21 protein-coding genes are annotated in these 26,909 nt (G+C 52.6%); 8 read left to right on the top strand and 13 right to left on the bottom strand.

Going from position 1 to position 26,909, the window contains the following annotated elements:
• Positions 1-47: 47 nt before the first annotated feature.
• Both Enr17x_RS00790 and Enr17x_RS00795 read right to left on the bottom strand, forming a co-directional pair.
• Positions 48-3,284, bottom strand: coding sequence for a hypothetical protein (locus tag Enr17x_RS00790; protein WP_145305357.1), 3,237 nt, complete (start codon positions 3,282-3,284; stop codon positions 48-50).
• 62 nt (positions 3,285-3,346) lie between these two features.
• A complete protein-coding gene (locus Enr17x_RS00795; RefSeq protein ID WP_145305358.1) occupies positions 3,347-4,387 on the bottom strand; it encodes a KpsF/GutQ family sugar-phosphate isomerase in 1,041 nt (346 codons plus the stop codon).
• A gap of 558 nt (positions 4,388-4,945) precedes the next feature.
• Here Enr17x_RS00795 and obgE point away from each other — a divergent pair.
• The 3 genes from obgE to Enr17x_RS00810 all read left to right on the top strand — a co-directional run bounded on the left by obgE (position 4,946) and on the right by Enr17x_RS00810 (position 7,871).
• Positions 4,946-5,947, top strand: a complete 1,002-nt coding sequence (gene obgE / locus Enr17x_RS00800; protein WP_145305359.1) for a GTPase ObgE — start codon at positions 4,946-4,948, stop codon at positions 5,945-5,947.
• Between the two features lie 2 nt (positions 5,948-5,949).
• Positions 5,950-6,216 (top strand): hypothetical protein, encoded by a 267-nt coding sequence (locus Enr17x_RS00805; RefSeq protein ID WP_145305360.1) that lies wholly within the window; start codon positions 5,950-5,952, stop codon positions 6,214-6,216.
• Between the two features lie 443 nt (positions 6,217-6,659).
• Positions 6,660-7,871, top strand: coding sequence for a hypothetical protein (locus Enr17x_RS00810; RefSeq protein ID WP_145305361.1), 1,212 nt, complete (start codon positions 6,660-6,662; stop codon positions 7,869-7,871).
• Between the two features lie 17 nt (positions 7,872-7,888).
• On the opposite strand, the gene Enr17x_RS00815 is transcribed toward Enr17x_RS00810, so the two are convergent.
• The 6 genes from Enr17x_RS00815 to Enr17x_RS00840 all read right to left on the bottom strand — a co-directional run bounded on the left by Enr17x_RS00815 (position 7,889) and on the right by Enr17x_RS00840 (position 14,175).
• Positions 7,889-8,989: a zinc-binding dehydrogenase gene (locus Enr17x_RS00815; protein ID WP_145305362.1), complete on the bottom strand. Its 1,101-nt coding sequence runs from the start codon at positions 8,987-8,989 to the stop codon at positions 7,889-7,891.
• A gap of 166 nt (positions 8,990-9,155) precedes the next feature.
• On the bottom strand, positions 9,156-10,280 hold the full coding sequence (gene phnW, locus Enr17x_RS00820; protein ID WP_145305363.1) for a 2-aminoethylphosphonate--pyruvate transaminase: 1,125 nt from the start codon (positions 10,278-10,280) through the stop codon (positions 9,156-9,158).
• Between the two features lies 1 nt (position 10,281).
• Entirely contained in the window at positions 10,282-11,088 is an 807-nt protein-coding gene (gene phnX, locus Enr17x_RS00825) for a phosphonoacetaldehyde hydrolase (RefSeq protein ID WP_145305364.1), read from the bottom strand.
• The gene (locus Enr17x_RS00830; protein ID WP_145305365.1) at positions 11,089-11,661 is read right to left on the bottom strand and encodes a phosphonate degradation HD-domain oxygenase; all 573 of its coding nucleotides are present in this window, start codon (positions 11,659-11,661) and stop codon (positions 11,089-11,091) included.
• Positions 11,651-13,003, bottom strand: coding sequence for an MFS transporter (locus Enr17x_RS00835; protein WP_145305366.1), 1,353 nt, complete (start codon positions 13,001-13,003; stop codon positions 11,651-11,653). Before Enr17x_RS00835 ends, Enr17x_RS00830 begins: the two co-directional genes overlap by 11 nt.
• Before the next feature lie 14 nt (positions 13,004-13,017).
• Positions 13,018-14,175: a TIGR03364 family FAD-dependent oxidoreductase gene (locus Enr17x_RS00840; protein WP_198000891.1), complete on the bottom strand. Its 1,158-nt coding sequence runs from the start codon at positions 14,173-14,175 to the stop codon at positions 13,018-13,020.
• Between the two features lie 326 nt (positions 14,176-14,501).
• On the opposite strand from Enr17x_RS00840, the gene Enr17x_RS00845 reads away from it, so the two are divergent.
• Together Enr17x_RS00845 and Enr17x_RS00850 are read left to right on the top strand one after the other, a co-directional pair.
• Positions 14,502-15,686 carry an AraC family transcriptional regulator gene (locus Enr17x_RS00845; protein WP_145305368.1) on the top strand — a complete coding sequence of 395 codons (1,185 nt, stop codon included), beginning with the start codon at positions 14,502-14,504 and terminating at the stop codon, positions 15,684-15,686.
• Positions 15,687-15,805: 119 nt separating this feature from the next.
• Positions 15,806-17,233, top strand: coding sequence for a N,N-dimethylformamidase beta subunit family domain-containing protein (locus Enr17x_RS00850; RefSeq protein ID WP_198000892.1), 1,428 nt, complete (start codon positions 15,806-15,808; stop codon positions 17,231-17,233).
• A 3-nt stretch (positions 17,234-17,236) separates the two neighbouring features.
• Here Enr17x_RS00850 and Enr17x_RS00855 read toward each other — a convergent pair whose 3' ends face one another.
• The 3 genes from Enr17x_RS00855 to Enr17x_RS00865 all read right to left on the bottom strand — a co-directional run bounded on the left by Enr17x_RS00855 (position 17,237) and on the right by Enr17x_RS00865 (position 20,175).
• Positions 17,237-17,782, bottom strand: a complete 546-nt coding sequence (locus tag Enr17x_RS00855; RefSeq protein WP_145305369.1) for a GNAT family N-acetyltransferase — start codon at positions 17,780-17,782, stop codon at positions 17,237-17,239.
• Between the two features lie 398 nt (positions 17,783-18,180).
• A complete protein-coding gene (locus Enr17x_RS00860; RefSeq protein ID WP_145305370.1) occupies positions 18,181-19,869 on the bottom strand; it encodes a GH3 auxin-responsive promoter family protein in 1,689 nt (562 codons plus the stop codon).
• 102 nt (positions 19,870-19,971) lie between these two features.
• The gene (locus tag Enr17x_RS00865; protein WP_145223733.1) at positions 19,972-20,175 is read right to left on the bottom strand and encodes a small basic protein; all 204 of its coding nucleotides are present in this window, start codon (positions 20,173-20,175) and stop codon (positions 19,972-19,974) included.
• Between the two features lie 298 nt (positions 20,176-20,473).
• On the opposite strand from Enr17x_RS00865, the gene Enr17x_RS00870 reads away from it, so the two are divergent.
• The 3 genes from Enr17x_RS00870 (at position 20,474) to nrdR (ending at position 22,841) form a co-directional block, all read left to right on the top strand.
• Positions 20,474-22,018, top strand: a complete 1,545-nt coding sequence (locus tag Enr17x_RS00870) for a sodium:solute symporter family protein (protein WP_198000893.1) — start codon at positions 20,474-20,476, stop codon at positions 22,016-22,018.
• Positions 22,019-22,020: 2 nt separating this feature from the next.
• On the top strand, positions 22,021-22,203 hold the full coding sequence (locus Enr17x_RS00875; protein WP_145305372.1) for a hypothetical protein: 183 nt from the start codon (positions 22,021-22,023) through the stop codon (positions 22,201-22,203).
• Positions 22,204-22,385: 182 nt separating this feature from the next.
• On the top strand, positions 22,386-22,841 hold the full coding sequence (nrdR, locus tag Enr17x_RS00880; RefSeq protein ID WP_145305373.1) for a transcriptional regulator NrdR: 456 nt from the start codon (positions 22,386-22,388) through the stop codon (positions 22,839-22,841).
• 9 nt (positions 22,842-22,850) lie between these two features.
• Here the strand turns inward: nrdR and Enr17x_RS00885 are convergent, their stop codons facing one another.
• Both Enr17x_RS00885 and Enr17x_RS00890 read right to left on the bottom strand, forming a co-directional pair.
• Complete coding sequence (locus Enr17x_RS00885; protein ID WP_145305374.1) at positions 22,851-24,275, bottom strand: DUF1501 domain-containing protein; 1,425 nt, start codon at positions 24,273-24,275, stop codon at positions 22,851-22,853.
• Positions 24,276-24,277: 2 nt separating this feature from the next.
• Positions 24,278-26,869: a PSD1 and planctomycete cytochrome C domain-containing protein gene (locus Enr17x_RS00890; RefSeq protein ID WP_145305375.1), complete on the bottom strand. Its 2,592-nt coding sequence runs from the start codon at positions 26,867-26,869 to the stop codon at positions 24,278-24,280.
• Positions 26,870-26,909 lie beyond the last annotated feature (40 nt).

Raw genomic sequence — 26,909 nt, forward strand, 5'->3', positions numbered from 1 at the left:
GGACAGTGGAAAAAAGAATGATTCTATAAAATCATGCTGAAAGCAGGTCAGGGCAACCCTTGTATTCCGGTTACGCCGTGTAATGTGACCCGGTCATGAGCGGGAGCAAACTCGATTTGTTGTGCCACACTTTGAGTGGGATCGCTGCCAACGCGTGAAAACCGTCGCAGGGTTGCTTTCCGATTACCGAAGGAACGCAGCATGTACAGGTCTTTCGATTCGTCAAAGCTGATGGTGTCGGCGCTGGCACTGAAGGATTGATTCGTCGGCGTCCTTTTGTTTTTGACGAGTGCGTTCCCTTCCAGTTCTGCATTTCCTTTCGCCAGCATCGAGATATATTTTTTCTTCTGGCCACTGATTTCATGCTGAATCAGCTTGAGGCTGTTACTCCGCATCCAGCCGGCGTTGGGAGGCAGTTTATCTGGATCGATCGTGTCCAGCGGTCGCTTCACACCACCGTGGGTAATTTGCACGCGATCATCGAATGTCGTACTGCGCTGTTCCACATTGCCGGCCATCTTGCCGTTGAAATCGATTCGCGTGTAAGTCCAGTTGTCGGAGTCTGTTTTTTGAGGCAAATTGGCTTGAGAGCTTTTTGTTTGAGAGCGGGGCTGTCCGGAGTTTTCCCGTCTCCACAATTCCAGCCAGCCTGGACCGCGGGCTTCCGCATTGCCCGTTTCCTGATCGACGTGCATCTGCCAGAAGCTGGCACTGCGGATACCGACCAGGCGGTTCTCCAGATATTCGTTGCTTTCGACTTCGACGCCGTCCCGACAGGTAATGAAATGCACGTTGGGTTTCTGGTCTTTCGGCTGTTTTTTCGTAAACGAGACACGGTCGGACAAAATGACTTCCATCTCCTGGCATCGCAGGCGGTTGTCTCCCATATTGGTTCTGACCTTGCCGAAGAAATTTGCCGTCAATCCATCAAAGACCATTTCCTGGTCCCAGTGAATTTCCAGAACGTTGTCCTGGTTATTTTCTTCGTTCAGACCGGCTTCTGTCAGGTTATGTTCCTGGGTGATGCCATCCGCGCCTGATAAGAGACCGGCGGCCGATTTTTTGCCGCCACGCACCGGCAGCAGCAACAAGCCTTTCCCCTCGACCTTCGCCTTGTTGGCCAAGCGGTAAAGAAAAATATTCTCGCCCTCAATCTGAGAACCCTGTGCATTGATTTTCGCCGGCTTACCGATCACATGTAGAATCTGATCGTTCTCGCCTTTGTTTTCAATGTGCAGCTGGTTTCCTGTAATATGCAGCGGCTTTTCTGCTTTGCCCTGCAGCTGCTGCACCGAAACATTCCCTTCGGTCCAGACCTCAGCCACTTCTGCTTTTCCGGTTGAATTTTTCTTCATGCGAATTTTCATCAGGTCGGCAAGCACCACCACCGGCTCAGGTGGTTCTTCGGATAATTGATCCTGCAGCGGAAATACAGAGTTCTTTCTTGGCGGGAGGACTGCTCGTCCCTCTGGAGAATGCGACTGCTGACGGGAGGGAACACTTCGTCTGCCTGGATCAGAGAATGGGCCGCTTACATTTCTTGAACGGCCCGCACGCGAAGGAATCGCATCATCAACGGCAAATGCGACCTGCTTGACCGGTGCACTTCTTAACTGCGGCTGTTGGCTGAGTGGAGCGTTCGGAACTGACTGCGGCGTTGTCGCCTGATCAAACCAGATTTCAAGCCGTTTGGTTTTTCCGCGAAGTTGAGGACTGTAGATCGTGACATCCTGTGTTGCAATCATTTTATAGGGGTCAAGTTTGCTTTGAACATTATTACCAGCATCAGACTGACGCGTTCCCTGTTGGAGTGATTCCGCCTCTTTGAGTGAAGGCAGATCTCCTTTCAGCCAGAGTCGGACATTTTGCGCCAACAATGCAAATTCCTCGGCAGGTTGTCTGACATCGCAATTTTGCTGCAGTTCGATCATCTCCAGTTGGGTTTCCGGATCGATCGATTTTTTCATTTGTCTGGCCCATTGCGCCGTCATCATGATTTGGCCGGTTTGGGAATCAGCGTGTTTAATCCAGCCGGCTCCTTTGCAGAGAAAGGTTTCCAGACGTCCCTCCTCATCCTGATGGATCATAATCTCAGGACATTGGAGTTTCGACGATTGCTGCGAAACGCGAACGGCCCGTTCATCCGTGAGGACGATCATTTTGCTTTGTTCATTGTAGGAGAATCGGGTCATTCTTCCCGAAAACTGTTTTTCTTCAGAAATCAGTAAGACGTTTGTGCCCGTTGCCACCAGTTCCTGAAATTCCAGCTTGCCACTGCTATGGTCGAATGCTTGTTTGTTTTCTGTCTGTTCAGGAACCGTTTCTCCATTCTCTTCATCGGTTTCTGCCAGGCGAACAAACTGCAGTTGCAGCTTATCGCAATCCAGTGTATCCGCCTGATAGGCATTGGTCGGATGATGTACGCGTACGCTATCTGTGAACGTGCCCCGATTCGTTTCCAGATTAAACGTGAAACTGCCTGTGCTTTTGACTGTGGCAAAACGTGAGATACCGGTCTCGGAAGCTTTTGCTTCTTCCTTCTTTTTCAATGCCAGTATCATGTGAACGTCGCGGCGGAGCACAATTTCGCGGATGCCTTCCGCGGCCGGCTTGAGTTCCTTCGGTTTTTCGGCGGAAGGAATCAGTTTCATTTCGATGCCACGGGCGCGACCACGATGGTCTCCATACGCGAAACGCACTTCGTGGTCGCTCCAGATATTCATGGACGATTCATCATAGAAGAAATTACGGCCATAAATGATCAGTCCGTTGGGGCCTGTAATTTTTACATCGCCTTCCAGAGAGCCAGCGATCATCCGACCGGGGTCGGTATGTTTGATTCCAAATGGCTGTTCAAAGCGGACCAGTGCTTCTTCGCTCATTAAAGCAAACGGGGCTTCGGATTCCCCTTTTTTGCGGTCGAACATCAACATCGCAAACGGCTTTAACCGGGCCGCTTTCTTTTTCTCTTCCTGTGTCCAGCTTTCCGTATAGATATAAACGTTTTCGTCTTTAAACTGATAGCGGGCATCGGCGGCCCAGGGAATCTCAGGTAGAAATGTTTTGGCCTTCTCGTTACTTCCCGATGAATAGGCGGGAGACGTGAAGACCTCTTTGGGAAATTCACGTCGAATGATTTTTTCCTTGATGACCAGCCGCAACGTTTGCGCATACACAAGATACGCGCCGGTTAATGAGAGTGTTGTGACCCAGGTCAGCAATAGCCGGTTTGATATCAGGCGATCGAAAAATCCATTCCTGTTATATTGAATGGCTCCGGTCATGGAATTGGAAAAATCGTTTCTAATGTAAGAGAGGATTGTCAGAAAGGAATATCGAAAGCGGGTTATCCCGCCTGTTTGTCTGTAGCGGGTGCCAGTTGTGGCTGCCAGCCGATGACATCGGTAATATCGATCAGACCTGCTAAATGCTGCCGTTGATCGACGACCGGCAGTTCACTGAGTTTGCGTGCTTTTAACAGCTCGACGGCCGCTTCTAGAGAAGCGTCGGATTGAATGGTAGTCGGTTGCGCCGTCATGACTTCAGAGATCGGTCGATCCAGTTGTGCATCGCGGCGTTCTTCCAGCAGCCGGGCCAGATCGCTGTCGGTGAAGATCCCTGTGACCCGATCCGATTCATCGACAATGATCACTGCACCGCTACGACGGCCAGGGCAACTCAAGCGGACAAAGGTTTCGCGGATGGAACTGGTTTCTTGTGTTACTCGCACTTCGTCTCGCGGACGCATGACTTCATTGATCTGCGTCAGCTTTCGTCCCAGATTCCCTCCGGGATGAAAGGTGGCAAACTGCAGCGGTGTGAATCCGCGGGCTTTGCTGAGGACCAGAGAGAGCGCATCGCCCATCGCCAGCATCGCCGTCGTTGTGGTGGATGGTGCCAACTGATGTGGGCCTGCTTCTTTCAAATCTCCCAGGCACAATACGATTTGAGAGGCACGGCCGAGCGAGCTTGTTTTGCGGGCCGTGATGCCGATTGTCGGCAGATTCATTTTCTGAAACAGGGGGAGCAGCCGTCTGAGTTCTTCTGTTTCGCCGCTATTGGAAAGTGCCAGTACGGTATCATCGGAATGCAAGCAGCCCAGGTCGCCATGAATGGCTTCCGCGGGATGCAGAAAATGGGAACGTGTGCCCGTCGAAGAGAGTGTGGCGCAGATTTTTTGTGCGATCAACCCTGCTTTGCCCATGCCCGTTAAGATGACAGCGCCCTTGCGGGACAGAATTAATTCGACGGCGTCGCAGAGTTCGGTTCCCAGGGCATGGCCCATCTGGCGCAGCGCATCCGCCTCGCAGAAAATAATCTCGCGCGCATCTCGTAACTGATCAAACTGGGAAAACTCGATTACCGACCTTGCAGGAAGGGAACTCATCACGCCATATCCTTATGTCGCATCCTTGCGGGCATGTTCAGGGGAGCGGGAGTATAAAGTGAGGTCGAAAACAGGTCAATCCGAAATTGCAATGCAAAAAATGCTGTAAGTGACTATCTGGGAATGATTTATTAGCTATGGTTGTGAGAGGTATGTTTCCGAGATTGTCAGGAGAATCGTTGCGGCTCCCCATTCCTGGTCGGGATTGTGGAAGAATGCACGAATCGGCTCTCGTATTTTTAAGGAGACCATCTACAATGATTACTCCCTGTGGTACTTTGTAGCAGGTTGTCCCTGAGACGATCTTTCGCGTTGTCATGCTGGAACAGGCAGGGTGGTTCGTTTCCACAACTCGAAAATAAAGTGCGAAAACTGTGCCCTCGTATGGTTCATAAGTTGTTAAATTAAAAGAAGATACAAAACGCATTCTCTTTGAGCTTTGTGACCGGCGTTATAAAGCGCCTTTCCCTTCAGATCAGGTCCGGTAACGGTTCCAGGTCGGAATTCTTTTCGGGGAAGGAAAGTCTGGAATTCAAAAGTGTCAGTAGACGGGTCATTATGTTTGTAGATCGAGTAGATATATATTGTAAAGCGGGCGACGGCGGAGACGGGTGTGCCAGTTTCCGAAGGGAAGCCCACGTCCCGCGCGGCGGTCCCAATGGGGGCGATGGCGGCAAAGGGGGTGATGTGGTGGTGCTCGCTGATGAGAATGTCAGCAGTCTCGCTAATATCATCGGTCACAAACATTGGAATGCCGAACGCGGCGGACACGGGTCGGGAAGCTTGAAGACCGGGAAATCGGGGCAGGACGCAATCATTATGGTCCCGCCGGGAACTCTGGTGCTGGATAGTAAACGTGGTCATCTCCTACGTGACATGAAGCAGAGCGGTGATCGCGTGGTGGTTGCCAAAGGGGGCAAAGGGGGGCGCGGCAATCGTCATTTCGCGACCGCCACTCATCAGACACCCCGTGAGTTTGAAAAGGGCGGCTTGGGAGATCAGCGTGATATTTCACTCGAACTGAAACTGATCGCTGACGTCGGCCTGGTCGGGAAACCGAATGCTGGTAAATCGACGCTGCTGAGCCGGCTTTCCAAGGCGCACCCCGAAATTGCAGACTACCCGTTTACCACGAAATATCCCAATTTAGGCTTGGTTCGCGTTGGTTTTGATCACCAGTTCGTGATGGCCGATATCCCCGGTTTGATTGAAGGTGCTCATGCAGGCGTTGGGCTGGGGCATGAATTCCTGAAGCATGTTGAGCGGACGCGGCTCCTCGTGCATTTGGTTGAACCGTCACCCATGGACCAGACCGATCCGATTCAGAACTACCGTCAGATTCGGGAAGAGATGCGGCTTTATGATCCCACGCTGATGGAACGGCCGGAAATTCTGGTGGTGACCAAAAGCGAACTGCCTGATGCGGCCCCCGTGGCTGAACTGCTGGAAGAAGAATTAGGACATCCGGTGATGCAAATCTCCTCTGCGACCGGCGCCAATCTCGAAAAACTGGTTCGAATGATTATTGATGAACTGCAAAATCTGGAAGTCGAGGCCTGATCGTGGAGCAGGAGCCCCCGTCCCAGTCAGATGATCCCAGTCAAGAACCAGCGGCTTCTCCAAAGCAACCGGGTGAGCCAGAAGAGGCGCCCGGCGAAGTTCGGGTCCGTTTTGGTAAATTCGGTGCCGCGTTATTCATGGTACTGGGGTTCGCTTACCAGGCATTTTTCAACTCCGCACAGAGCCAGACCGAGCGAATTACCGAGCTGGGCATTCTGATGCTGGTCGGCTTCTTCTTAGGCTGGGGTTTCGCGCGACTCCGTTTTTAAGCCTTGTGTCCGCATCGATTTCTGAATTGTAAAATTTGCATTTCCTCTCATTCCCAGGGCGACTTTGCAATTTCTACAATGTTTTGACACGTCTCTTTTGACGAAGGTTCTGCTGCCAAACTTTTTTGTGTGTATGCCGTAAGTGGCATGCGAGTCATGCCTTATGCGCATCTTGGCTCTGCTTTGAATCCCGCTTCGGTGTGATTTTCGAACTATTGGCCTCCCGTTTGCATTAACCATCTTTCACCTGACTCGCTGCGTTTCGTATGAATGGAATTCACCAACCATCGTTTCAGGCAACCGGAACCTCAGGTTCTTCCCACGATCATATCTCAAAACCCCATTTCGAGTGATCGACCCAAAACTATCCCGTTACAATCAATTGAGAGTGTGTCAGTCGAAGACCCGCATCTTCGGCTGCAATCCAAAAGGAACAAGAGGGCATGGAAGCTCAACTTTGTCGCTGTTTCGTTTTATTCCTGGCAGCATTCTTATCGCTGGGAGCCTCTTACAAAACATCCAATTTCATCACTCATGCACCGACGCCGGAAATCGCCAAACAGGTGGGCGATGCTGCTGAGATCTACCGTAAGGAACTGGCCATTACCTGGCTGGGACATGAACTTCCCAAATGGTATGCCCCCTGTCCAATCAAGGTCAAAGTGGGTAATTATGGTGCCGGTGGTGCGACCACGTTTTCCTTCGACCGGGGAGAAGTCTTTGGTTGGGACATGCAGATCCAGGGATCACTGGAACGCATTCTGGATTCGGTCTTACCACATGAAGTCAATCACACAATCTTCGCATGCCACTTTCGTCGACCGCTGCCTCGCTGGGCCGACGAAGGTGCTGCGACGATCGTGGAACATGAATCAGAGAAAAAACGTCAGCGATTGTTGAATCGTCAGGTGATGGGAACGAACAAACGGATTCCCCTCAGGCATCTGCTTTCCATGACCGAATATCCCTCGGAAATGCAACAGGTGCTGACGCTGTATGCGGAAGGGTATTCCCTGGCCGACTTCCTGCTGCAGACCGGCGGCAAAAAACGCTATCTGATGTTTCTGGAAGACGCCCATAAGAATGGCTGGGACGAAGCCATCGCCAAGTTATACAAATACAAAAATGTAGAAGCCCTCGAACAGCACTGGGGCAGCTGGATAATGGCAGGCAGCCCGGCTCTGAATCTTCCCGCCGGTCAGCAGCTGGCAGCCAACGATCCCAAAGCAAAGCCAGCGACCGTGAACAAGGATCTTGTGATTCGTTCTCAGAGTCCTGATGAGAGTGAAGACGAATTTGAAATAGCCATGAACGAGCAAACAGAGTTGGCCAGCCTGGATCAAACTGATCGAGAGAGCCGAAAATCACGGCCGCTTCCGATTAAGTCACGGATTCCCTTCAGCGGACGTCAGTCAGAAAGTAGCCGTCAACCTGAGAGTCATCAAATCAACGAAACGGTTGCCTTTGCACCCGAGTCACAGCGTTCACCGCGCACCTCGCTGTTACAGGAACGAGAGCAGTTTGCTCAAGCTCGTCCCCAACCGCGACGTGCTCCTGGTCGTCGAGCACAACAGCAGCCGAACAGTCGGTACGGTCGCGTTGCCAGTCCTGCACGCGGGATTGACCTGGGGCAGTCGGCTGAAATCGACTTTTAGACTGTGTCCAGGTTAAGTTAATCAAACTGATGTGGCAGGATGGCGACACGATACGAACGGTGACTGGCTGACTCTGCAAACGCAGCCGGGACTTCTTCCAGAGAAAAGGAATGTTCGCTGAGTCGCTGAAACGGATACTGGTTCTGATAACGCTCGAGAAAGTTCAACGCGTTTGCCAGGTCGAGATCAGTATAATTATGAATGCCTTCCAGTCTGAGTAACTTGCGGACCATGGTTTCCGCAGAGAACTGAATCGGCCGGGCCGGGTAAACCGCACCGACGAGAATCATGCGACCGCCAATCGCCAGCGATTCCAGGCCGCTTTCCATGACTTCCGGAACCCCCGTCATGTCGAACACAAGGTCCACGCCGCGTCCGTCAGTCAGATGTTGAATTTCCGCATGCAGTGGTTGTTCTTTTTTGGCCAGTACCGTATGCGTCGCGCCAAATTCCAGACTGCGTTTGACACGCTCTGGTTCGATGTCGGTGACAATCACTGCCGTAGCGCCGTGTGAATGCGCGACGGCGGCAGCGGTCACTCCCAGCATGCCCGCCCCCAGAATCAGCACGGACTTGTTTTCAATTTCCCCGGCAAGGCGAAATGCTCCCATCACGGTGGCGGTCGCACAGTTCGCCGGGCTGGCAACCTGATCGGGCAACGATTCCGGCACTTTGAAAATGGTCGTCCCTTTGACCAGATGACAGTGGCTGGCCAGGCCGCCACTCAAATAATTCTGATCGGTGAGACGTTGATGGCCGTACTTGAAAAGACGAGTGCATTTTTGTGTGAGGCCGCGGCGGCAATTTTCACATTCTTTGCAGGAAACCGCGACAGACCATGTGATGCGATCACCGATGTTAACAGGACGGTCGAGGTAATCGCGAATTGGGAGCTCAGAATTGAAATCAACCACGCGCCCGATCATTTCGTGTCCCAGAATCGTCGGGCAGGGGGTCGAACGTGTGCCTTCGTATGTATGCAGATCACTCCCGCAAATCGTACAGCAGAGGATTTCCACCAGAGTTTCTCCCGGCTGCAGTTCCGGCTTTTCAACAACAGTACGTTGCAAAGGGGGATCGTCGCCTGTCAGGACAATCGAGATACATTGATCGCTCATGATTTCATACGACTTACTATGATCTGGCTGACGCGATCTGATTTTCAGACGGCGCGAGTTTGAATCTGGTAGAGACTTTTAGTTTGAGTATCAGAAAAGAACAGAGACCTTTTTATAAACACCCTTTTCGAAAACCGAAAGTGTACTTTTATCTGCCGGGTTCCCTTTATTTCGTCTTGCCGGAAGAAATCGCCATCGCATCCAGCACCTGTTCAATCTGTTCCACCAGCTGTTGCATGTCAGCGGGAAACACATTGCCGATATTTCCAATCCGAAATGTTTCTGCCTGGCTGATTTTTCCCGGATAAATCACATACCGGCAGTGTTTCAGTTCATCGTAAAACTGGTTGAAAGAAAACAGCGGCGAATCGGGATAATAAAACGACGTGATGATCGGCGATTGTAATTCTCGGGGTAAGAGGGTGCGCAATCCCGCCTGTTGCATTGCTGCGACTAAGGTGGATTGGTTTTCACAATAGCGGGCATGCCGCTGCGCCACGCCCCCTTCTGCCTCCAGTTCTTTCAACGCCTGCAGGAACGCACACACCACATGCGTGGGGGACGTGTATCTCCATTTCCCCCCTTTGTGTTCCATCTCATTCCATTGGTCAAACAGATCCAGACTTAAGGAGCGAGCATAGCCTGCCGTCTGTTCCAGTTTCTTCTGGTTGGCGATGACAAAGCCAAAACCGGGAACACCCTGGATACATTTATTGGCCGAGGAAATCAGGTAATCGACATGAAAGTCTTCCATCAACAGTGGAATCCCGCCGAAGGAAGACATCGCGTCCAGAATATAGTCTTTGCCGGCCTCGGCAACGATCTGCCCGACTTCCGCGGCCGGGTTCAACATGCCGGTTGTCGTTTCACAGTGCACCATCGCGACATGTGTGATCGCAGTGTCGTCGGCCAGCGTGGCGCGAATTTGATCCAGGTCGGGCGATTCTGTTTCCGAGTACGAAAGTTCCACAAGTGGGATTTTCAAACAACGGGTAATTTGCGCGATGCGGCTGCCGTAGGCCCCATTGGAAATCACCAGCAGTTTTCCGTCAGTGGGAATCACCGATCCGATGGTGGCTTCCACGGCGAAGGTGCCGCTGCCCTGCATCAGGACCGACGTAAAACCGGGTTTGTTTGTCGCCAGTCGCACCAGTCGCTCGCGAATTTCGACGACGCGCTGATTGTAGTCAACGTCCCAGGTGGAATAATCGACGCCCATCGCCTCACGCACGCTCTTTGTCGTGGTGAGTGGTCCGGGGGTCAGTAATAAATAAGGAATGTCTGCGTCCATATTAATGCGCACCTGCTTCAATTTGTTCGATGATTTCAGGAAGTGTTTTCAGCGTGGGAATTACAAAGTGAGCGCCCGCGTTTTTGAGTTTGGTTTCTGCGGTTTGCAGCACGCTCGCTTTTTGATCGTTATCCAGTGCTTCGAATTCGGCGACCGTCAGTCCGACTTCACTGCCCGTTTGCGTCAGTCCGACTGTCCATGTGCCCGCATTCAATCCGGCTTCGATATCGGGGACCGTATCGCCGACTTTCACCACCGATGTCGGAGGAAAGACATTCAGTGCTTCCATGTTCCGATAAATCATCCACGGCGCGGGGCGTCCTGCGGGAACTTCGTCGGCACACATGGAATAGTCGGGATCGTAGCCTTGTGCCTTGGCTGCTGCCAGAACCGGCTCGGCGACGATCCGCGGGTAACCGGTGGTGGAACCGATTTTGATGCCGCGTTCTCGCAGTCTTGAAATCGTGTCACACAAGCCGGGCACCAGATCGGTATAGTCTTGTGCTTCCTTGACCTGCAGTGGCATGAACGTTTGATAAATCTGTTCGACATCTTCTTCCGACCAGGGACGCTCGTGAGTCGCTTCCCACTGGGCGGCGATCTGATCCAGTTGAAACAGACTGCGGATGTGATCCTTTTTATGCAGACCCATCGGTCCCCGTGCCTGGGCGGGCGTCAGTTCTACACCACAGGCCTGGAAGGCTTTGATGAAGGCAGAGATCGGGGCAAAACAACCATGGTCGATGGTGGTTCCCGCCCAGTCAAAAATAACGAGTCTGATTTTGTTGGCTGACATAATGACTTTCATTCAGTTGGTTTCCAGGGTCGGTTGTTTCAGGACGCGCTGGACATAGGTTAAAAAATATTCGAGTTCCGGCGTTTCATAGCCGGGGATTTTGGCTGCTTCATCATAGGTACGCAGGCGCAGGGCATCTTGAGACCACGGATTTTGTTCGAATGCCGCTTGTTCTTCTGCATCAAACGGGCCTCCCTGCAGCTGGAGGCTTAAAACGGAAGGAGGCGACAGACGAGACGCATAATCTGCATCGGTGGCACAGCGATAGCGTTTGGCGTCGACGTGCAGACGAATCGGTTCGGTGACCGCGGGAGGAAAATAGCGCACGAGCCACTGCGCGCCGATGGTTTCATGCAGATCGTCGATGCCTTGTGTCGCACAGTCTTCATCGTGTTTGTGCAGGAGATGCCCGATGTCATGCAGGAACGCAGCCACGATCAGTTCCGGGGTTTCGCCCGCCTGCTCGGCGGCGAATGCGGCTTGCAGCGCGTGTTCGGTTTGTGAGACCGCTTCGCCAGCGTACATGTCGCTCCCTTTTTCACAGAAGCGTGTGCGGATTTCCTCCACGATTTGATCAGGTTTCATCAGAGGCCTCCGCTTCGGGTTCCGATGAGAGCGCTTCTGCCAGATTCATATCCCGTTCCTGAATCAGCCAATATACGATTCCGGCGATAATCGCCGTACAACAAATGCCGGCCAGACCACCAAAGGCCATCTTCCAGCCATAGTACTGGGCGATCATTCCGACAGTGTGGCCGGATAAAATCGCGCCCAGATAACCGGCGGAATCAACGAGTCCGGCCACTGTGGAGCAGCCGCGTTTGCCTCCGAGGTCAATGGCCATGACACCCGACAGAAACGAATACGGGGCCATCAGAAAGAAGGCGACCAGTGAGAGTAAGGTGAGTGCCAACACCGGTTTGCCGGCGACATCAATTGTCGCCAGTAAGCCCAGTGATAACACCAGCAGAATCAAACTGGGAAGCACAACGCGACCGTGACGGCCCCGCAAACGGTCGGACGTCACTCCTGCCAGCAATGTGGAACAGCCACCGACCAGGGGAAACAGCATACTGCCGATGGCCGCTTCACCAATATCAAACTTAACGATTTCATTCAGAAAGGTGGGGGTCCAGAAATTAAACGTTTCCCGTACAAGCGTCAGACTGAAGTTCATGATGCAGATCAGCCAGAATAACGGACTGGCAAATAAAGGCTTCAACACGTCTTTAATCGAAATCCGTTCGGCATGATTGCCTTCCGCGCCAAACACATTGATCGGGTTGGCCTCGGGTTCTTCCAGCCCGACATCATTGGGACTCGACTTCAAAGTGAAATACACAAAGACAGCAATTGCGGTCAGTGTGCCGGCGGCGACAAAAAACACAGTGCGCCAGTTTGCCAGAAACTCGAACGACGCATATTTCTCTCCCAACAGAATCAGGCTGCCCAGGTAGACGCGGGCGAAGGCATCTCCGAACAGAAAGGAGAGCGAGAGAATGGCCATCACGGTGGCATGCCATTTCACGGGATACCAGCGTGACGCCGTCTTCACCAGGGCGACCCAGCCCATGGACTGAAAATAGCGGTTACAGGCCCAGACAATGATAAATACGGTCAGACCTGAGGCGAGGCCGAACAGAACGGAAAAGATGATCGAGCAAATCATGCCCACGAGAAACATCAAACGGCCGCCGAGGAAGTCGGCCAGATATCCGTTAAAGAGTTTGCCAATCGCATACAGCATCACGCCGACGGAAGCCACAGTGCCGATCTGGATTTTGGTAATTCCCACGCCGCCATACTCTTTCAATATGAGTGGCGTTGCGACTGCCAGATTCGAGCGGCAGATATAATAACCGACATAACCCAGGAACAGACTTGTCAGGGTCAGCAGCTGCCAGTTGCGATTGCGTTTGTTTGACATCAGGTTTTACTTTGTTAAAGAGAGAGTTGGCCTATATTATCTTTAGCCAGCCCCGGCCCTGTTGTCATTCCCTTACCGCCGATGCCTGTGACAAGTTGCACGCGATCACTGATGGTGTGCTGGAACAGTCCTGCTGACTTTTCCTCAGTATAAATACCACACCAGCGATCTGTGACCTGAAAATCCAGATTCACAAACATCTTTCGCGCATAATTAATAATCAGCGATTCGATTTCCGCAGACAGAAACTCGGTCGGCGGCTCGTCCGTGTATTCGTGCGAGTCGCCTAATATAAATTCGTTGTTTTCATTTTGCGTGATCCAGATTTGAATTCCCTGGTCCAGTAATTCCTGATCAGGTGGTTCCAGCGAAACGCCTTGTGAATACTGGGCGTTCAGAAACGCCGGATAACGCGTCAGTGCGATGGGGGAAGCGATGTTCGTTCCCAGTGTCCGGTTTTCGGGATTCGACAGTTTGAGCATTTGCAGCTTGCAGTACTGCAGATTCGCGGTCGCATAGATTTCCGGATAGAGCGTTTGCAGGTCGGCTCCCGAACAGACAAAAACCTGTTTCGCATGAAACTGTTTGCCATCGGCGGTGGTAATCTGACTGTGCCGAGCCCGTTCCTCAATCGAGACTGCCGTGGTTTTCGGAAGGTAATCACAGTCGGAAGCACAGGTAAGCCAGTTCACGAATGCGCGGAAAAACTGGCTTGGATCCAATTGCAGATCCTGCGGGAACAACAGGCTCCCTTTGCAGAATTCCGGATTCAGGCAACAGCTCGTGCGGATTGTTTCTTCCGCGTTCAAAAATTCCGACGGACAAAGCACGTCGTTCTGTTCGCTTGCCAGTCGTTTTAAAAACGTCGCTTCCTCGTCCGAATGCGCCAAATACTGTGTTCCCACGCGGCGGAGTGGAACGCCCAGTAATTCGCTTAACTTGGAATAGATCTCACACGAGGCCAGCGCCCGGTCGCGCCAGATGCCGGCGGGCATCGCACTCGGAATGATCAGACCGAAATTCCGAATCGACGCCTGCTTGGGAAACAGATTCCGCTCGATCAACAGAGTCTTGAAGCCCCGCCGCATCGCAAAGAAGGCGTGAAATGCACCCAGCACGCCGCCGCCGATCACAATCACATCATATTTTGTTGGGGACGCTGGTGATGACATGGTTCGTGAACAAAAAGCGAAGGAGAAAATAGTGGTGGTGTTTGACAGTGGTGTTTTTAGGGTTGCCTTCTGGCAGCTGTGACACACTACCGAAGTTCGCGGCCTGACGGAAACCAGGAAAATTCCCGTCAGGCTACAGTCAAACTTCATTGTGCATTGAAAAGTATCGAGGATTCACGCCAGAATACAATGATAAAACACGCAGTTAAATTGACAATATTTACATGGTCTTCACAGCTTCTTTAACAAACGCCAATCGTTTTTGTATACGATGATTTGTAGAGAAACAGGCCGCTTTTTCAGATTCCCGATTGAGAACAGGTGTAATGGTGAGATTTCCCGAACGGCGTAAAATAGCTTTGTTAGTCCAGACTTCCAGCGATTGGAGTCGACAGATTATTCAGGGAATTGCCGATTACGCATTCGAGCAGGGGGGCTGGGATTTCTGGATTGAGTTCCGGGGGCTAAAAGAGCGGCTCCGCTTTCCCGCCTCTTGGGAAGGGCATGGCACCATTTGCCGGTTGACGGATACTCGGATTCAGCAGTCGATTATCAAACGCCGCTTACCGGCGGTGAATGTATCATGGCTGGGACAGCATTCGACAAAAATTCCCAAAGTCGTTTCCGATCAGCGGGCCTGCGCGAGTCTGGCGGCCACCTTTTTTCTGGAGAAAGGCTTCCGTTCGTTCGGCTATATCGGCGCGGATCCGACGTCGCATTATCCCGAGACCATCCAGCAGGAATTTCAGACTGCGGTGGAACAGGCGGAGGGAATCTGTTTCGATTTTCCCTATTATGAATTGACGAAGGAAGCCGACTATCAGAAACAGCAGCAGCGCTTGAAACAGTGGCTCTGGGAGCTTCCCAAGCCGGTGGCGCTGTTGGTCTGGTCGAGTAAAGTCGGACGCGAGGTGGCGACGGTTTGTGTGAACCATCATTTGGAAATTCCCGATCAGGTCGCCATTCTCAGTATCGAGCACGATCCTCTGATGTCGGCGCTGTCCCCGGTTCCGCTGTCGTGCATTGATCAGGCGCCGCATGTGGTCGGCTACGAAGCGGCTTCATTACTGGACCAGATGATTCAGGGAAGACCAGCACCGGAGGAACCGACGTTGATTCCTCCGCTAAAGATTCAAGAACGAGCCTCCACCGATACCCTGTTTGCCGATGATGATCTGGTGCGGGAAGCAATTCAGTTCATCCGCCAGCATGCACACGAAGCGATCCAGGTTTCGGATCTGACGCAACAATTGAATGTCTCCCGGCGGATTCTGGAACATCGCTTTCAAAAAGCCCTGCATCGGTCGCCAGCCAGTGAAATTCGCCAGGAGAAATTAAAACGCATCACGAAATTGCTACAGGAAACCAATCTGCCCGTTTCCCAGATCGCCGACCGGTGTGGCTTTCAGCATCAGGAAGCGATGATTCGCATGTTTGGCCGACTGACTGGAATGTCGCCGCGGGAATACCGGCAGTCGAGTCATTCACTGAAAGAGCCGACGGGTGAATAATGCCACTTTTCAAACCGGAATTGTCCGGATTCTGAATAGTAACGGGTCTGCTCCAGTGCTACGATCAAGAAAGAGAAGAAAATATTCAAGACGGGCCATACTGACTGAGGAAGACGACCATGAATCAATTCTGCTACCGGGTGTTGTTGGCTATTTGCTCTGTGATGCTGTCGGCATCTCCAGCCTTCGCCGTGGATGATGATGCCGGTTCGATTTTTATCGAAGGTTATACGAATCAGTTGAGCTATCAGCCGGGGGAGCATATTGCTTTTCATCTCTCCAGTTCCGAGCCGGAATATTCTGTGGAGATCACGCGGCTGGGGCCTGAAAAAAAGACGGTGTTCAAGGAATCTCGCAAGAATGGTGCCGCGTATCCGGTTCCGGAGAATGCCTCGTCCCACGGTTGTGGCTGGCCGGCCGCGTTTGAGTTGACGATCCCCGATTCCTGGCAGAGTGGTTATTACAACGTCCGCCTGGCGGTCCGTGATCGGGGCGGCAAGTTCGTTCAGCGGAATTCCCGCACGGCGGAAACAAATCTGTTTTTCATCGTGCGTCCCAAACTGCCGGGCACGCAGACTAAAATTCTGATTCAGCTCAGTACGAATACGTATAACGCATACAACAACTGGGGGGGCTCCAGCCTTTACAGTTATCACGGCCGCGCCAAATTGCAGGGGCATCGTGTTTCCTTTGATCGACCATTGGCCGGGCAATTTGGAAACTGGGAATATCCTTTCATCGTCTGGGCGGAAAGCAATGATTACCAGCTCGACTACGCCGCGAATAGCGATCTGGAATTTCATCCGGAACTGCTGCAGCATTATAAGCTGGTGTTGAGTGTCGGCCACGATGAATACTGGTCGGCACCGATGCGTAATCATCTGGAGAACTATATCAAGCAGGGGGGCAACGTTGCGTTCTTCAGTGGGAACTCGGTCTGCTGGCAGGTGCGCAGTGAAGATGAAGGACGTGCGCTGACTTGCTGGAAGCAATGGTATAACCAGGACCCGTTGTTTCCGGACGGCGATCATCGTCTGTTATCGACGCTCTGGAGCCATCACCTGGTCAATCGCCCTGAGAATCAGTTAACGGGCGTCGGCTTTCTATATGGTGGTTATCATAAAAGTCATGGCCAGTTCATGGATGGTTCGGGCGCTTATAAGGTGCATCGGCCGGAGCATTGGGTGTTTGAAAAAACGGGTATCAAACAGGGGGACGAATTCGGCGGCAAAGATACGATCGTTGGATATGAGTGTGATGGTTGCCAGTTTGAGATGAAGGATGGTCTGCCCGTACCCACGTTTAAGGATGGTACGCCACGCACGTTTCAAATTCTCGCTTCCTGCCCTGCGAAATGGGCACCGGGTGACAGTCTGTGGTATGAACGGTTTGATAAAGATCGCGTGGGCGCTGCGATTCTGGGAATGTATACCAACGGAGGTACCGTCTTCACGGTTGGCAGCACGGACTGGGCACATGGCTTGCGCGGCAAAGATCCGATTGTGCAACAGGTGACAAAGAATATCCTGGATCGCTTGTCAAAGTAAGCGTCAGTTGTGCTGTTTGCTGTCCCAGTCGGTTTTGCAAATTCGATACAGCACGTGGCGTTTGAGCGGATCACCGTCTGCCAGGGTAGGGTGGTCAAAGTTGTCGATATAAGTCATGCCGATTTTTTCCATCACGCGGCGTGAAGCCTTGTTCGCGGGAACCGTGAAAGAAACCACTTCGTTCAGACAGCATTCTGTGAAACCAAATTCCAGAGCAGCCTGTGCGCCTTCACTGGCATAACCCTGATTCCAGAACGGGACCGCCAACCGCCAGCCGATTTCGATGCAGGGAGTAAAATACGCTGTGAACTGGGGAACCGACAGTCCGATGAAACCGGCGAACTGGGCATCCTGTTTGAGTTCCACCGCCCAGAGGCCGAAGCCATATTCGTCAAAATGCGTTTTGATACGTTCCACCATCTGCGCACTCTGTTCGTAGGAGAGTGTGGCCGGCATATATCGCATCACTTCCGGGTCAGCGTTCAGTTTTGCAAATGGATCCAGATCGGATTCACGCCACTTTCTGAGAATGAGTCGGGAAGTTTCCACTTGCTGTTCCTCTTTGGAGGTAAACGTATCTACTTAGTATTGTTTCCATTCATTACGAACCTAACGTGAAATTCTCAGAAATATTGTTGGAAATTCAGACAAATATCAGAATCAGAGTGAGGGTTGTATCGATATTCAATTTTGTTGAGCGATTTGACTAAATATGTAAGCGTCATTTAGTTATCAGCCCTTAGAACGTTCCGTTGTTCTAATCAACTTTTCTACTTTTAAAACGGACGAATTCAGAGAACCAGAAACGAAGGATGTTGCCAAAAGGCAACATTTTGAAACCGCTTATATGCACTGGTGCTGATGTGATGAAGCACGATTCTTTCAGGAAGCGGAATGAAGCGGGCGCACGTTCCTGATGCATATCGGAACGGAAGGTCGCGACGGTTTCAGTCTGAAAAGCGGTCGAGAATTTGCGCCGCGTAATCGAGTTCAGGGATCAGGCAGGGATGTTTGTATTGCTCGATACTGCCGCCCAGTTTTTTCTGTCGTTCTTGCGCGAAGCGTTGCCAGGTTCCTTTGGCAAGCGGGCAGAGTTGCAGCGGTGCGAGGCGACCGGACTGGCGTTTCTCTTCATACTCACAGTTGGTTCGTTGCAGCAAGGCATCGATTTGGTTCAACAACGCGGGCAGTTCTGTGGCAGACAGAGCAGAGGGTTCTTCAATCAACAGTTGATAGTGTGGCGGTTCGTCCCATTTGGGGATCAGTGAATACTGACCAATTTCCAGAGATGTTGTTTGAACCGCCTGCCGAACGGAATCGACGACTTGGGATTCCGTGATTTTCTCGCCTGTCAGATTGGAAATGTGCGCGCCCTTGTGCAGGAATTCCAAGAGCGGCGTCGATTGATAAAAGCCCGTACAACGCACGACATCACAGATATGATATCGATACAGGCCCGAAGGGGTCGTGAGGAGAATAAAATAGTTCTGGCCGCTCTGCAGCTGATCGGCGGTGAGTACGTTGGTCGTCGTCAGCGGGTCTTCGTCTTCCGGCACGAATTCAAAAAAGTGCGACGTGATATCGAGTACGCCGGTCGAGGTGCCTGACTCCAGCGGAATTGTCATGCGGCCTTCGCTGGCAGACAGGCCATGATCGCGGATCGGCAACTCACCATAATAAGGAGTGAGTTGGGACAGATACGCGCCGGCACTGCCGCCCATCCAGACCGCGAGTAAAGACAGTCCGGGCCAGAAATCGCGCGGATAAAGGTGCCCCGTACGTTCGATGATTGACTCCAGTTCCCGGGCTCGCTGCTTCTGCTTGCGTTGTAAGCGCGGTTTTAGTTTCTGGTAAATTGTTTGATCCAGCTCGTCGGCTCCCGTCAGTGTGCCGTCGGCGATATCGCGGACCAGTGATTCCCGGTGCTGGTCAGTGAATTGTGCCAGATGCAGTAGCGTGCTCGGATTCGCGGTTGTGATCATGCCCACGTGTCGGTCGGCCAGTGAGAGGCGAAGGGCCGTGTAATATTTGAGGTGTGCCTGATCTATTTGTGAGACTTCGCTGGGGACGGTGTAAAGCAATTTCACAACCGGGTTCTGCATGGCGGCGACGAGCCCGCTGATGTTGCCGCAAGGTGTTCCTCCCGGCGTGCGAAACTTATCGAAATTACTCGAGAGTTGAACGATGTTCTGATATTTGAGTGTTGGGAAATCGTCGTACGCCAGGATGCCCCAGTTCTGCCAGCCCTGACGATAGTCTTTGAGAAACGGTTCGGTAATCGGAATGAACTTGGAATCCGATGTTGTGCCGCTGCTCAGCGTAAACATCAGCAGTCGATTGTCTGGTCCCAGTAAAGCGGACGTCTCACCGTTTTTGACACGGTCAATATACGGCCGGAAACGTTCGTAATCAGAAACGGGAAAGCGGGACTGGAAGTCTTCGATCGTGCAGGAGTCGTCCAGCTTCCACTCTCGGCTGAAATCACTGTCGGCGTTCAAACGCAGAATTCGGCGCAGCGTCTGTCGCTGGACCTGGCAGCAGTCTTGGGTTTGAGCGAGAAAAGCATGGGCGGCACGACGATAGCGACGTCGTGTGAATGTGCCTCCGGCAGCCCGTAGCAGATACAGGGCGTGCATTCCTTGCTCCCCGGTTGAATGGTGCTGCGCGTAAGAAAGGGTTGAAGTGAAGGAGAGTTATCAGAACCAGAGAACTCTCCTTCCCCTTACGAGACCAGACGATTAATCTTCGTCTTCGTCTTTCTTCTTTTTCTTCTTCTTGCCGATCGAAATTTTTTCGACGCGGACTTTAGGCAAACCAAGGGCGCCCTGTCCTTCGACCCAGCGGTCTTCGAATTTCAATTTTTCAATACGCTCGGCGCGCTTCAAAACGTTGCGTGCACGGACCAGCGTACTTTTACTCTTCAAGCTTTTGTCGAGTGACACGGTGTCATCCCCTCATAATAGATGTTATTTCGAAGGCAGTCAGTTACTCTAGAAATTGACTGTCAAAATTGGCATAGTGGTGTATCGTTCGCAAGATGGGCTGAATCAGCCTGCTGGTCAAACGGTCATGGAGCCGTGACGATTTGCGAAGCGACATATGGTAAAAGGAATCGTCATTGATTGCAACCGCTGCTAAATGAAACCTTTCTGCTGTTTTCCGTGAAAATCGGAAATTCAGCTTCGAAACCAGGACCGAGGGGACCAGACCATTTCTCTTTACGATACAAATTTCACCTGGGTGGACTGGTCGATCGTCGGTTGCTACCTGTTATCTTCGATCGTAATTGGTTTGTGGGCCAATCGTTACGTCGGAAATCTTTCTGATTATCTGGTGGCCGGGCGAAAACTGCGTTTACGGCTGGCTCTGGCCACGATGACAGGCACCGAACTCGGGCTGGTCACCGTGATGTACATGGCCGAACTCGGTTTTATGCAGCAATATGCGTCCCTGTACCTCGCTTTTCTGGAAGCGGGATCGGTATTAATCATCGGTCTGACCGGCTTTGTTGTATATCGGCTCCGCGATTCCTCGATCATGACGATTCCCGAATATTACGAAAAACGCTATTCGCAGAAGGTGCGTGTCGTCGGGGCGATCGTGATGGTGGTTTCCGGCGTGTTGAATATGGGGCTCTTTCTGAAAGCGGGCTCCCAGTTTCTGACGGCGATATCGGGTCTGCAGGATGAAATGTCCCTCAAACTGATTATGACGGGGCTGTTGTTGCTCGTGCTGTTTTACACGGTACTGGGCGGCATGGTCTCGGTAGTGATTACCGACCTGATCCAGTTTTTGATTCTGGGAACTGGCATGGTGATTGTGACCGGCGTTGTCTTCTGGAGTGTCGGCTGGGATGGACTGGCGGCGATTACGACAGAACAGAACGGCTACTTCAACCCGTTCCACCCTGAGAATCCGTCGGGGAAAGGGCCGGGCATTGGTTGGTTGCAAATCATTCAGATGACGATCATTATCGGGTCGGCGGCCATGCTCTGGCCGACCAGCGCAGCGCGAACGCTTTCCTGTCAGAGTGCCGCGGTCGCACAGAAACTCTATACATTAAGCTCGATTTCGTTCCTGGCACGCCGCGCCTTGCCGGTATTCTGGGGCATTGGCACGTTCGCGTTTTTCGCTTCCCAGCCCCAACTATTTGCTGAATTTGAACAGGCGGTCGAAACCAATAGTTCGATTACTTCGTTGTCGGCGATGCCGCTCTTCCTCGCGAAAGTGGTGCCGACCGGGTTACTGGGACTGGTTACCGCGGGCATGATCGCCGCCTTCATGTCGACGCACGACAGCTACCTGCTCTGCTGGAGCGGTGTGATTACACAGGACATCGTCGCGCCGCTGGCCGGTCCGATGAGTCAGCGTTCGCGGATTCTCGTCACGCGTATTGCGATCTTCATCATTGGAGCCATGCTATTGATCTGGGGCCTGTGGTATGAAGTCAGCAGCGACCTCTGGGGATATCTGGCGGTGACGGGTGCCGTCTATCTTTCGGGGGCGATTCCCACCGTTGTGGGTGGCTTATACTGGAAACGGGGCAGTCAGGCCGGTGCATTGGCTGCGATTCTAGGAGGCTTGCTGGGACTTTCGGCGATGGGGCCTTGTGTGGAAAGAATCAATCATCGGTTCTCGCTGGATGTGAACGGGACCCATCTCACGCTGCTGACGTTTCTGTTTTCGACCCTGCTGTATATTGCCGGTTCACTGGCATTTCCTGATAAAACCACTGAGCTGAATTCCCAGAATTCGGGTACTCCTCCTGATGTGAATGAGAGTTGAACATGTATGTATGGATGACGATCTGGACGATCCTGCTGCTGACCAGTGGTCTGGCCTTTCTGGTGGTGCTGATTTACGTTTCATTTGGCGTGAAAACAGAACTCCACGAAACATTAAACGACTTGAAAGCCGACGTGGATGAGTCGCGGGCGCATGAAGAAATTCTGGATCGACCCATTGAATAACGCGGAAAAACCGAGTTAGACGGCGGCTCAGGCAGTCATCGTAAACCCGCAAAAATTCGGGATTTCTGAACAATTGACTGGTGAATCGGATACGATCATGCTATTTTTAGACATTGATAGGCAGACTTTCCCGGAGTGTGAAGGGATAGTTCTGTAGCTTAAGTACCAGGAGTCGCGTCTTCATGATGTGCCCTTTTTGTCGTGACGGTGAGACGAAAGTAATTGATTCACGTTTGAGTCAACCTTTCAGTGTGCGCCGACGACGAGAGTGCCTGGCCTGCGGAAAACGCTATACGACTTACGAAAAGATCGAAGAGTCGCCGCTGAAAGTCATCAAAAAAGATGGCGCCCGCGTCCCCTTTGATCGCAACAAGATGCTCAAAGGAATTGAGACCGCCTGCTACAAGAGACCCGTCAGCCCCGATGATATTGAATCCATCGTTTCACAGATCGAGGCCGAAATCTACGAGAACTTTGATCGCGAAGTTCCCTCCCGTTTTATCGGTGAGCATGTTTCGTCCGTTTTAAAAAACGTCGATGGGGTGGCCTTTGTGCGATTTGCGTCCGTCTATCGCAACTTCACCGATGCCAACGATTTCGTCACCGAAATCCAGCCGATGCTGAGAACGGAAGACTGAACGAGTCGATCAGGCGATGATCTCGGGCACGACATTGCCGGCGACCCCTGTGATCCGCATGTCGAGTCCCTGGAACTTGAACGTCAGTTGCTCGTGATCCATGCCCAGCAGATGCAGCAGCGTGGCATGAAAATCATTCACGTGCATCGGATTTTCGGCGACGTTGAATCCGATTTCATCGGTTTTGCCGAATGCGAATCCGCGTTTCACACCGCCGCCTGCCATCCAGACCGTGTAGGCATCTTTGTGGTGATCGCGGCCGGGCGTCTTGCGATCTCCCTGAACCATCGGCGTGCGACCGAACTCAGCGCCCCAGACCACCAGCGTGTCATCCAGGAGTCCGCGCTGTTTCAAATCTTGGATTAACGCGGCGATCGGTTGATCCACTTGCTTGCATTTGTTTTTTAGACCCTTGGCCAGATTGCCATGATGGTCCCAGCCCTGATCAAACAGTTGCACGAATCGCACGCCGCGTTCGACCAGTCGTCTGGCGAGCAGACAGTTATTCGCGAAGCTGGCTTTGCCCGGCTGGGTGCCGTATTGTTCGTGAATGTGCTTTGGCTCGCCCGAAATATCCATCAGCTCGGGAACCGCTGACTGCATGCGGTACGCCATTTCATACTGATTGATCCGCGTCGCAATTTCGGGATCACCAATATCGGCCAACTGGACTTTGTTTAAGTGATTCACGCTGTCGATGATGCGCTTGCGATCTTCGCCCGTCATGCCTTTCGGATTGGATAGAAACAGAACCGGATCTCCCGACGAACGAAATTCGACACCCTGGTAGATGCTGGGCAGAAAGCCGCTGCCCCACAGACTGTTGCCGGCGCCTGCGACGTTGCCGGTAATCAAAACCACAAAGCCGGGGAGATTGCTGTTTTCTGAACCGAGACCATAATTCACCCAGGAGCCCAGAGAAGGGCGGCCAAAGCGGGAGAACCCGGTCTGGAAAAACAGTTGGGCGGGCGCATGATTGAAGTGCTCGGTTTTCAGCGAATGGATCATACAGAGTTCGTCCGAAACCGATCCCAGGTGCGGCATCAATTCGGAAATCGGAATGCCGGCCTCTCCCTGTCGTTTGAAGGCAAACGGGCTGCCCATCAGTTTGGGTTGCTCGCGAATGAATGCCAGCCGCAGTCCTTCCCAGAGTTTGTCGGGAACCAGTTCACCATCCAGCTCCTGCAGTTTAGGTTTCGCATCGTACAAGTCGAGATGAGACGGCGCCCCGACCATATGCAGGAAGATCACATTTTTCGCTTTGGGAGCAAAATGCGATTCGCGGGCTGCCATTGGGTTGGCTCCGCTGGGAGTTTTTGCCAATAGGTCGTTCGCCAGTAGAGAAGTCAACGCAGCGCCGCCGACGCCCATGCCAGCCCGTTGAAAAAATTCACGACGGGTATAATTCAGAAGTTGTTGCAAACGCTGGTTCATGATTATCCCTTCGTAATTGTTTCATCGAGATTCAGCAGAATATTCGCGACATACAGCCAGGCCGCCATTCGCGAGGCACCGACGCCTTCCGGGCGATGATCGGCAGAAATCAGTTTCTGTGCCGCTTGTGGGTGCTCCTGGAAGTATTTTAATTCCTGTTGAAAGACTTTGGTCAGGTGGTCGAGTTCCATTTGTTTTGCTTCACGGGCCACGCACAGACGGAACGCATAGGCCATTCGTTCGCGGTCACTCAGCTCGGTTCCCAGACCTTTTGTCGCCAGGCGTTTCGCCAGGCCGATACCGATTTCCACATACGCGGGGTCATTCAACAGCGTGAGCGCCTGGAGCGGCGTATTCGTGCGCGAACGATTGATCACACAGGCACCCCGGTCCGGGGCGTCGAAATTCGTAAAACTGGGATACGGGGCACTGCGTCGCCAGATGACATACACGCCTCGACGATAGCGATCTTCGGAAGTCGACGTGAGATACTTGGGTGCATTGCGACCAACGTGCCGCCAGAATCCTTTGGGCTGCGGTGGATAAATGGGCGGGCCTCCCATTTTGGTTGAAAGCAGCCCGCTGATCGCCAGCGCATTATCGCGAATGGTTTCGGCTGACAAACGGAGTCGGGGGCCGCGCGTATACAGTTTGTTATAAGGATCGGCTTCGAGCAACTCGGGCGTGACTTTGGCCGACTGCTGATAGGTGGCCGACATCACGATCAACTTGTGAATCTGCTTCATCGACCAGTTGCGTTCCATGAATTCGACCGCCAGCCAGTCCAGCAGTTCAGGATGCGTGGGTGGATCTCCCTGACTGCCGAAGTCTTCCTGGGTCGCGACGATTCCCTGTCCAAAGAATTGAGACCACCAGCGATTAACGGTCACGCGGGCCACCAGCGGATTTTCTTTCGCCACCAGCCATTTCGCAAATTCGAGACGGCCTGGCGTGCCTTTGGTCTGCAAAGGATGCAGGGCGTCGGGCGTGTTTGGTGCAACTTCGGCGCCTTTACTCAGAAAATCGCCACGCTTGAAAATGTTATTCATTCGCGGCTTTTCCATCTCGACCATCACCAGTGTGGAATCGGGCTCAATCGCTTGTAACTCTTTGCGGATCTGGTTGAGTTCGTTTTGCAGATCGGCATAGGCCGAGTCCTGCTTCTGCTGAAACTGCGTCAGCGATTTCTTTTGTTTGCTCGTTCGCTTTTCGGCTTCCGTTCGTAAAATCTTTTGGATGGCGACGGGAACTTTACTGCTCTCTTCGCTGTTCTCCAGTAAAGCGAGTGTCGTCTGTTCCCATTCGGGCACCGATTTCGCTAGTGCTTTCTCGCGGGCATTCAACTTCTTCTGCAGGGCGAGTCGCTGGCTGTTGAGTTCGTCTTTCGTCTTTTCTTCGGCTTTGCTTAAGGGCAACGCCAGCTTCGGGCCGGTGACATCAAAGGTTACACTTTTACCCACCTGTTCAACTTCCAGCGGCGTATTGTTGAAGAACGCAAAGATCTGGTAATAATCCTGCTGTGTGAAGGGATCATATTTATGGTTGTGGCACTGGGCACACTCAAACGTCGTTCCCAGCCAGACCAGCCCCGTGGTATTGACGCGGTCAAAGATCTGATTCACGCGGTTCTCTTCCGGGTCCACGCCCGCTTCCACATTACAGGTGGTGCAACGATGAAAGCCGGTGGCAATTTTCTGGCTGAGCTTCGCTTGGGGAATCAGGTCGCCGGCGATCTGCTGAATCGTAAACTGATCAAAGGGGAGATCCTGATTGATCGAGTTAATTACCCAGTCGCGATAGAGCCACATCTCACGTAGTTGATCCGCCTGAAATCCGTTCGAGTCGGCATAGCGGGCCAGGTCGAGCCATTGGCGGGCCCACTTTTCTCCATAACGCGGCGACTTGAGCAGACGATCAACATACTTTTCATAGGCCGCCGGCGACGGATCTTTTTCGAATGCGATCACCTCTTCCGGTGTGGGTGGCAGGCCGATCAGATCGAGGGAGACGCGTCGTAAGAGACGGGCGGGACTGGCTTGTGCCGCCTGTTTGAGAGGCGGCGTCTGCTGGTTCAGTTTTTCGATGACGTAGGCATCGATCGGGTTGTTGATGCGGGCCGATCCCCGGATGGTGGGAACCGGGCTTTTGACCGGTGGCACGTAAGCCCAGTGTTTGGGGGCTTCTGATTCGGTGGGCCAGGTTGCGCCCTGATCGATCCACTGTTTCAGAATCTGGATTTCCTGTTTGGTGAGACGCTCACCAAAATCGGCGGGCGGCATCTGTTCTTTTTCGTCCTGAGTCGAAACGCGATGAATGAGCACACTCTGGTCGCTTTTACCAACGATGATCGCCGGCTCGCCGGAATCGTTGCGGAGCAGAATGTTTTTGCGGTTTGTTAAACGCAGTCCCCCTTCGCGGGCATCGGGGCCATGGCAGTCCTGGCAATATTTGACAAACAGCGGACGCACCGATTTTTCAAAATCAATCGGGGGCGCCGTTCCCGGCTTCTCCGCGGCAAGGGGCGCTGCCAGAGTAACGATACTTAAAATCGAGAACCCGACGATGAGAGTTCGTGGAACGAAAGAACCATACATACGCGTTCAATCCCTATCAGGCCGTACCACAAAGACTGCA

Source organism: Gimesia fumaroli, assembly GCF_007754425.1.
In the GTDB taxonomy this organism is placed as follows: domain Bacteria; phylum Planctomycetota; class Planctomycetia; order Planctomycetales; family Planctomycetaceae; genus Gimesia; species Gimesia fumaroli.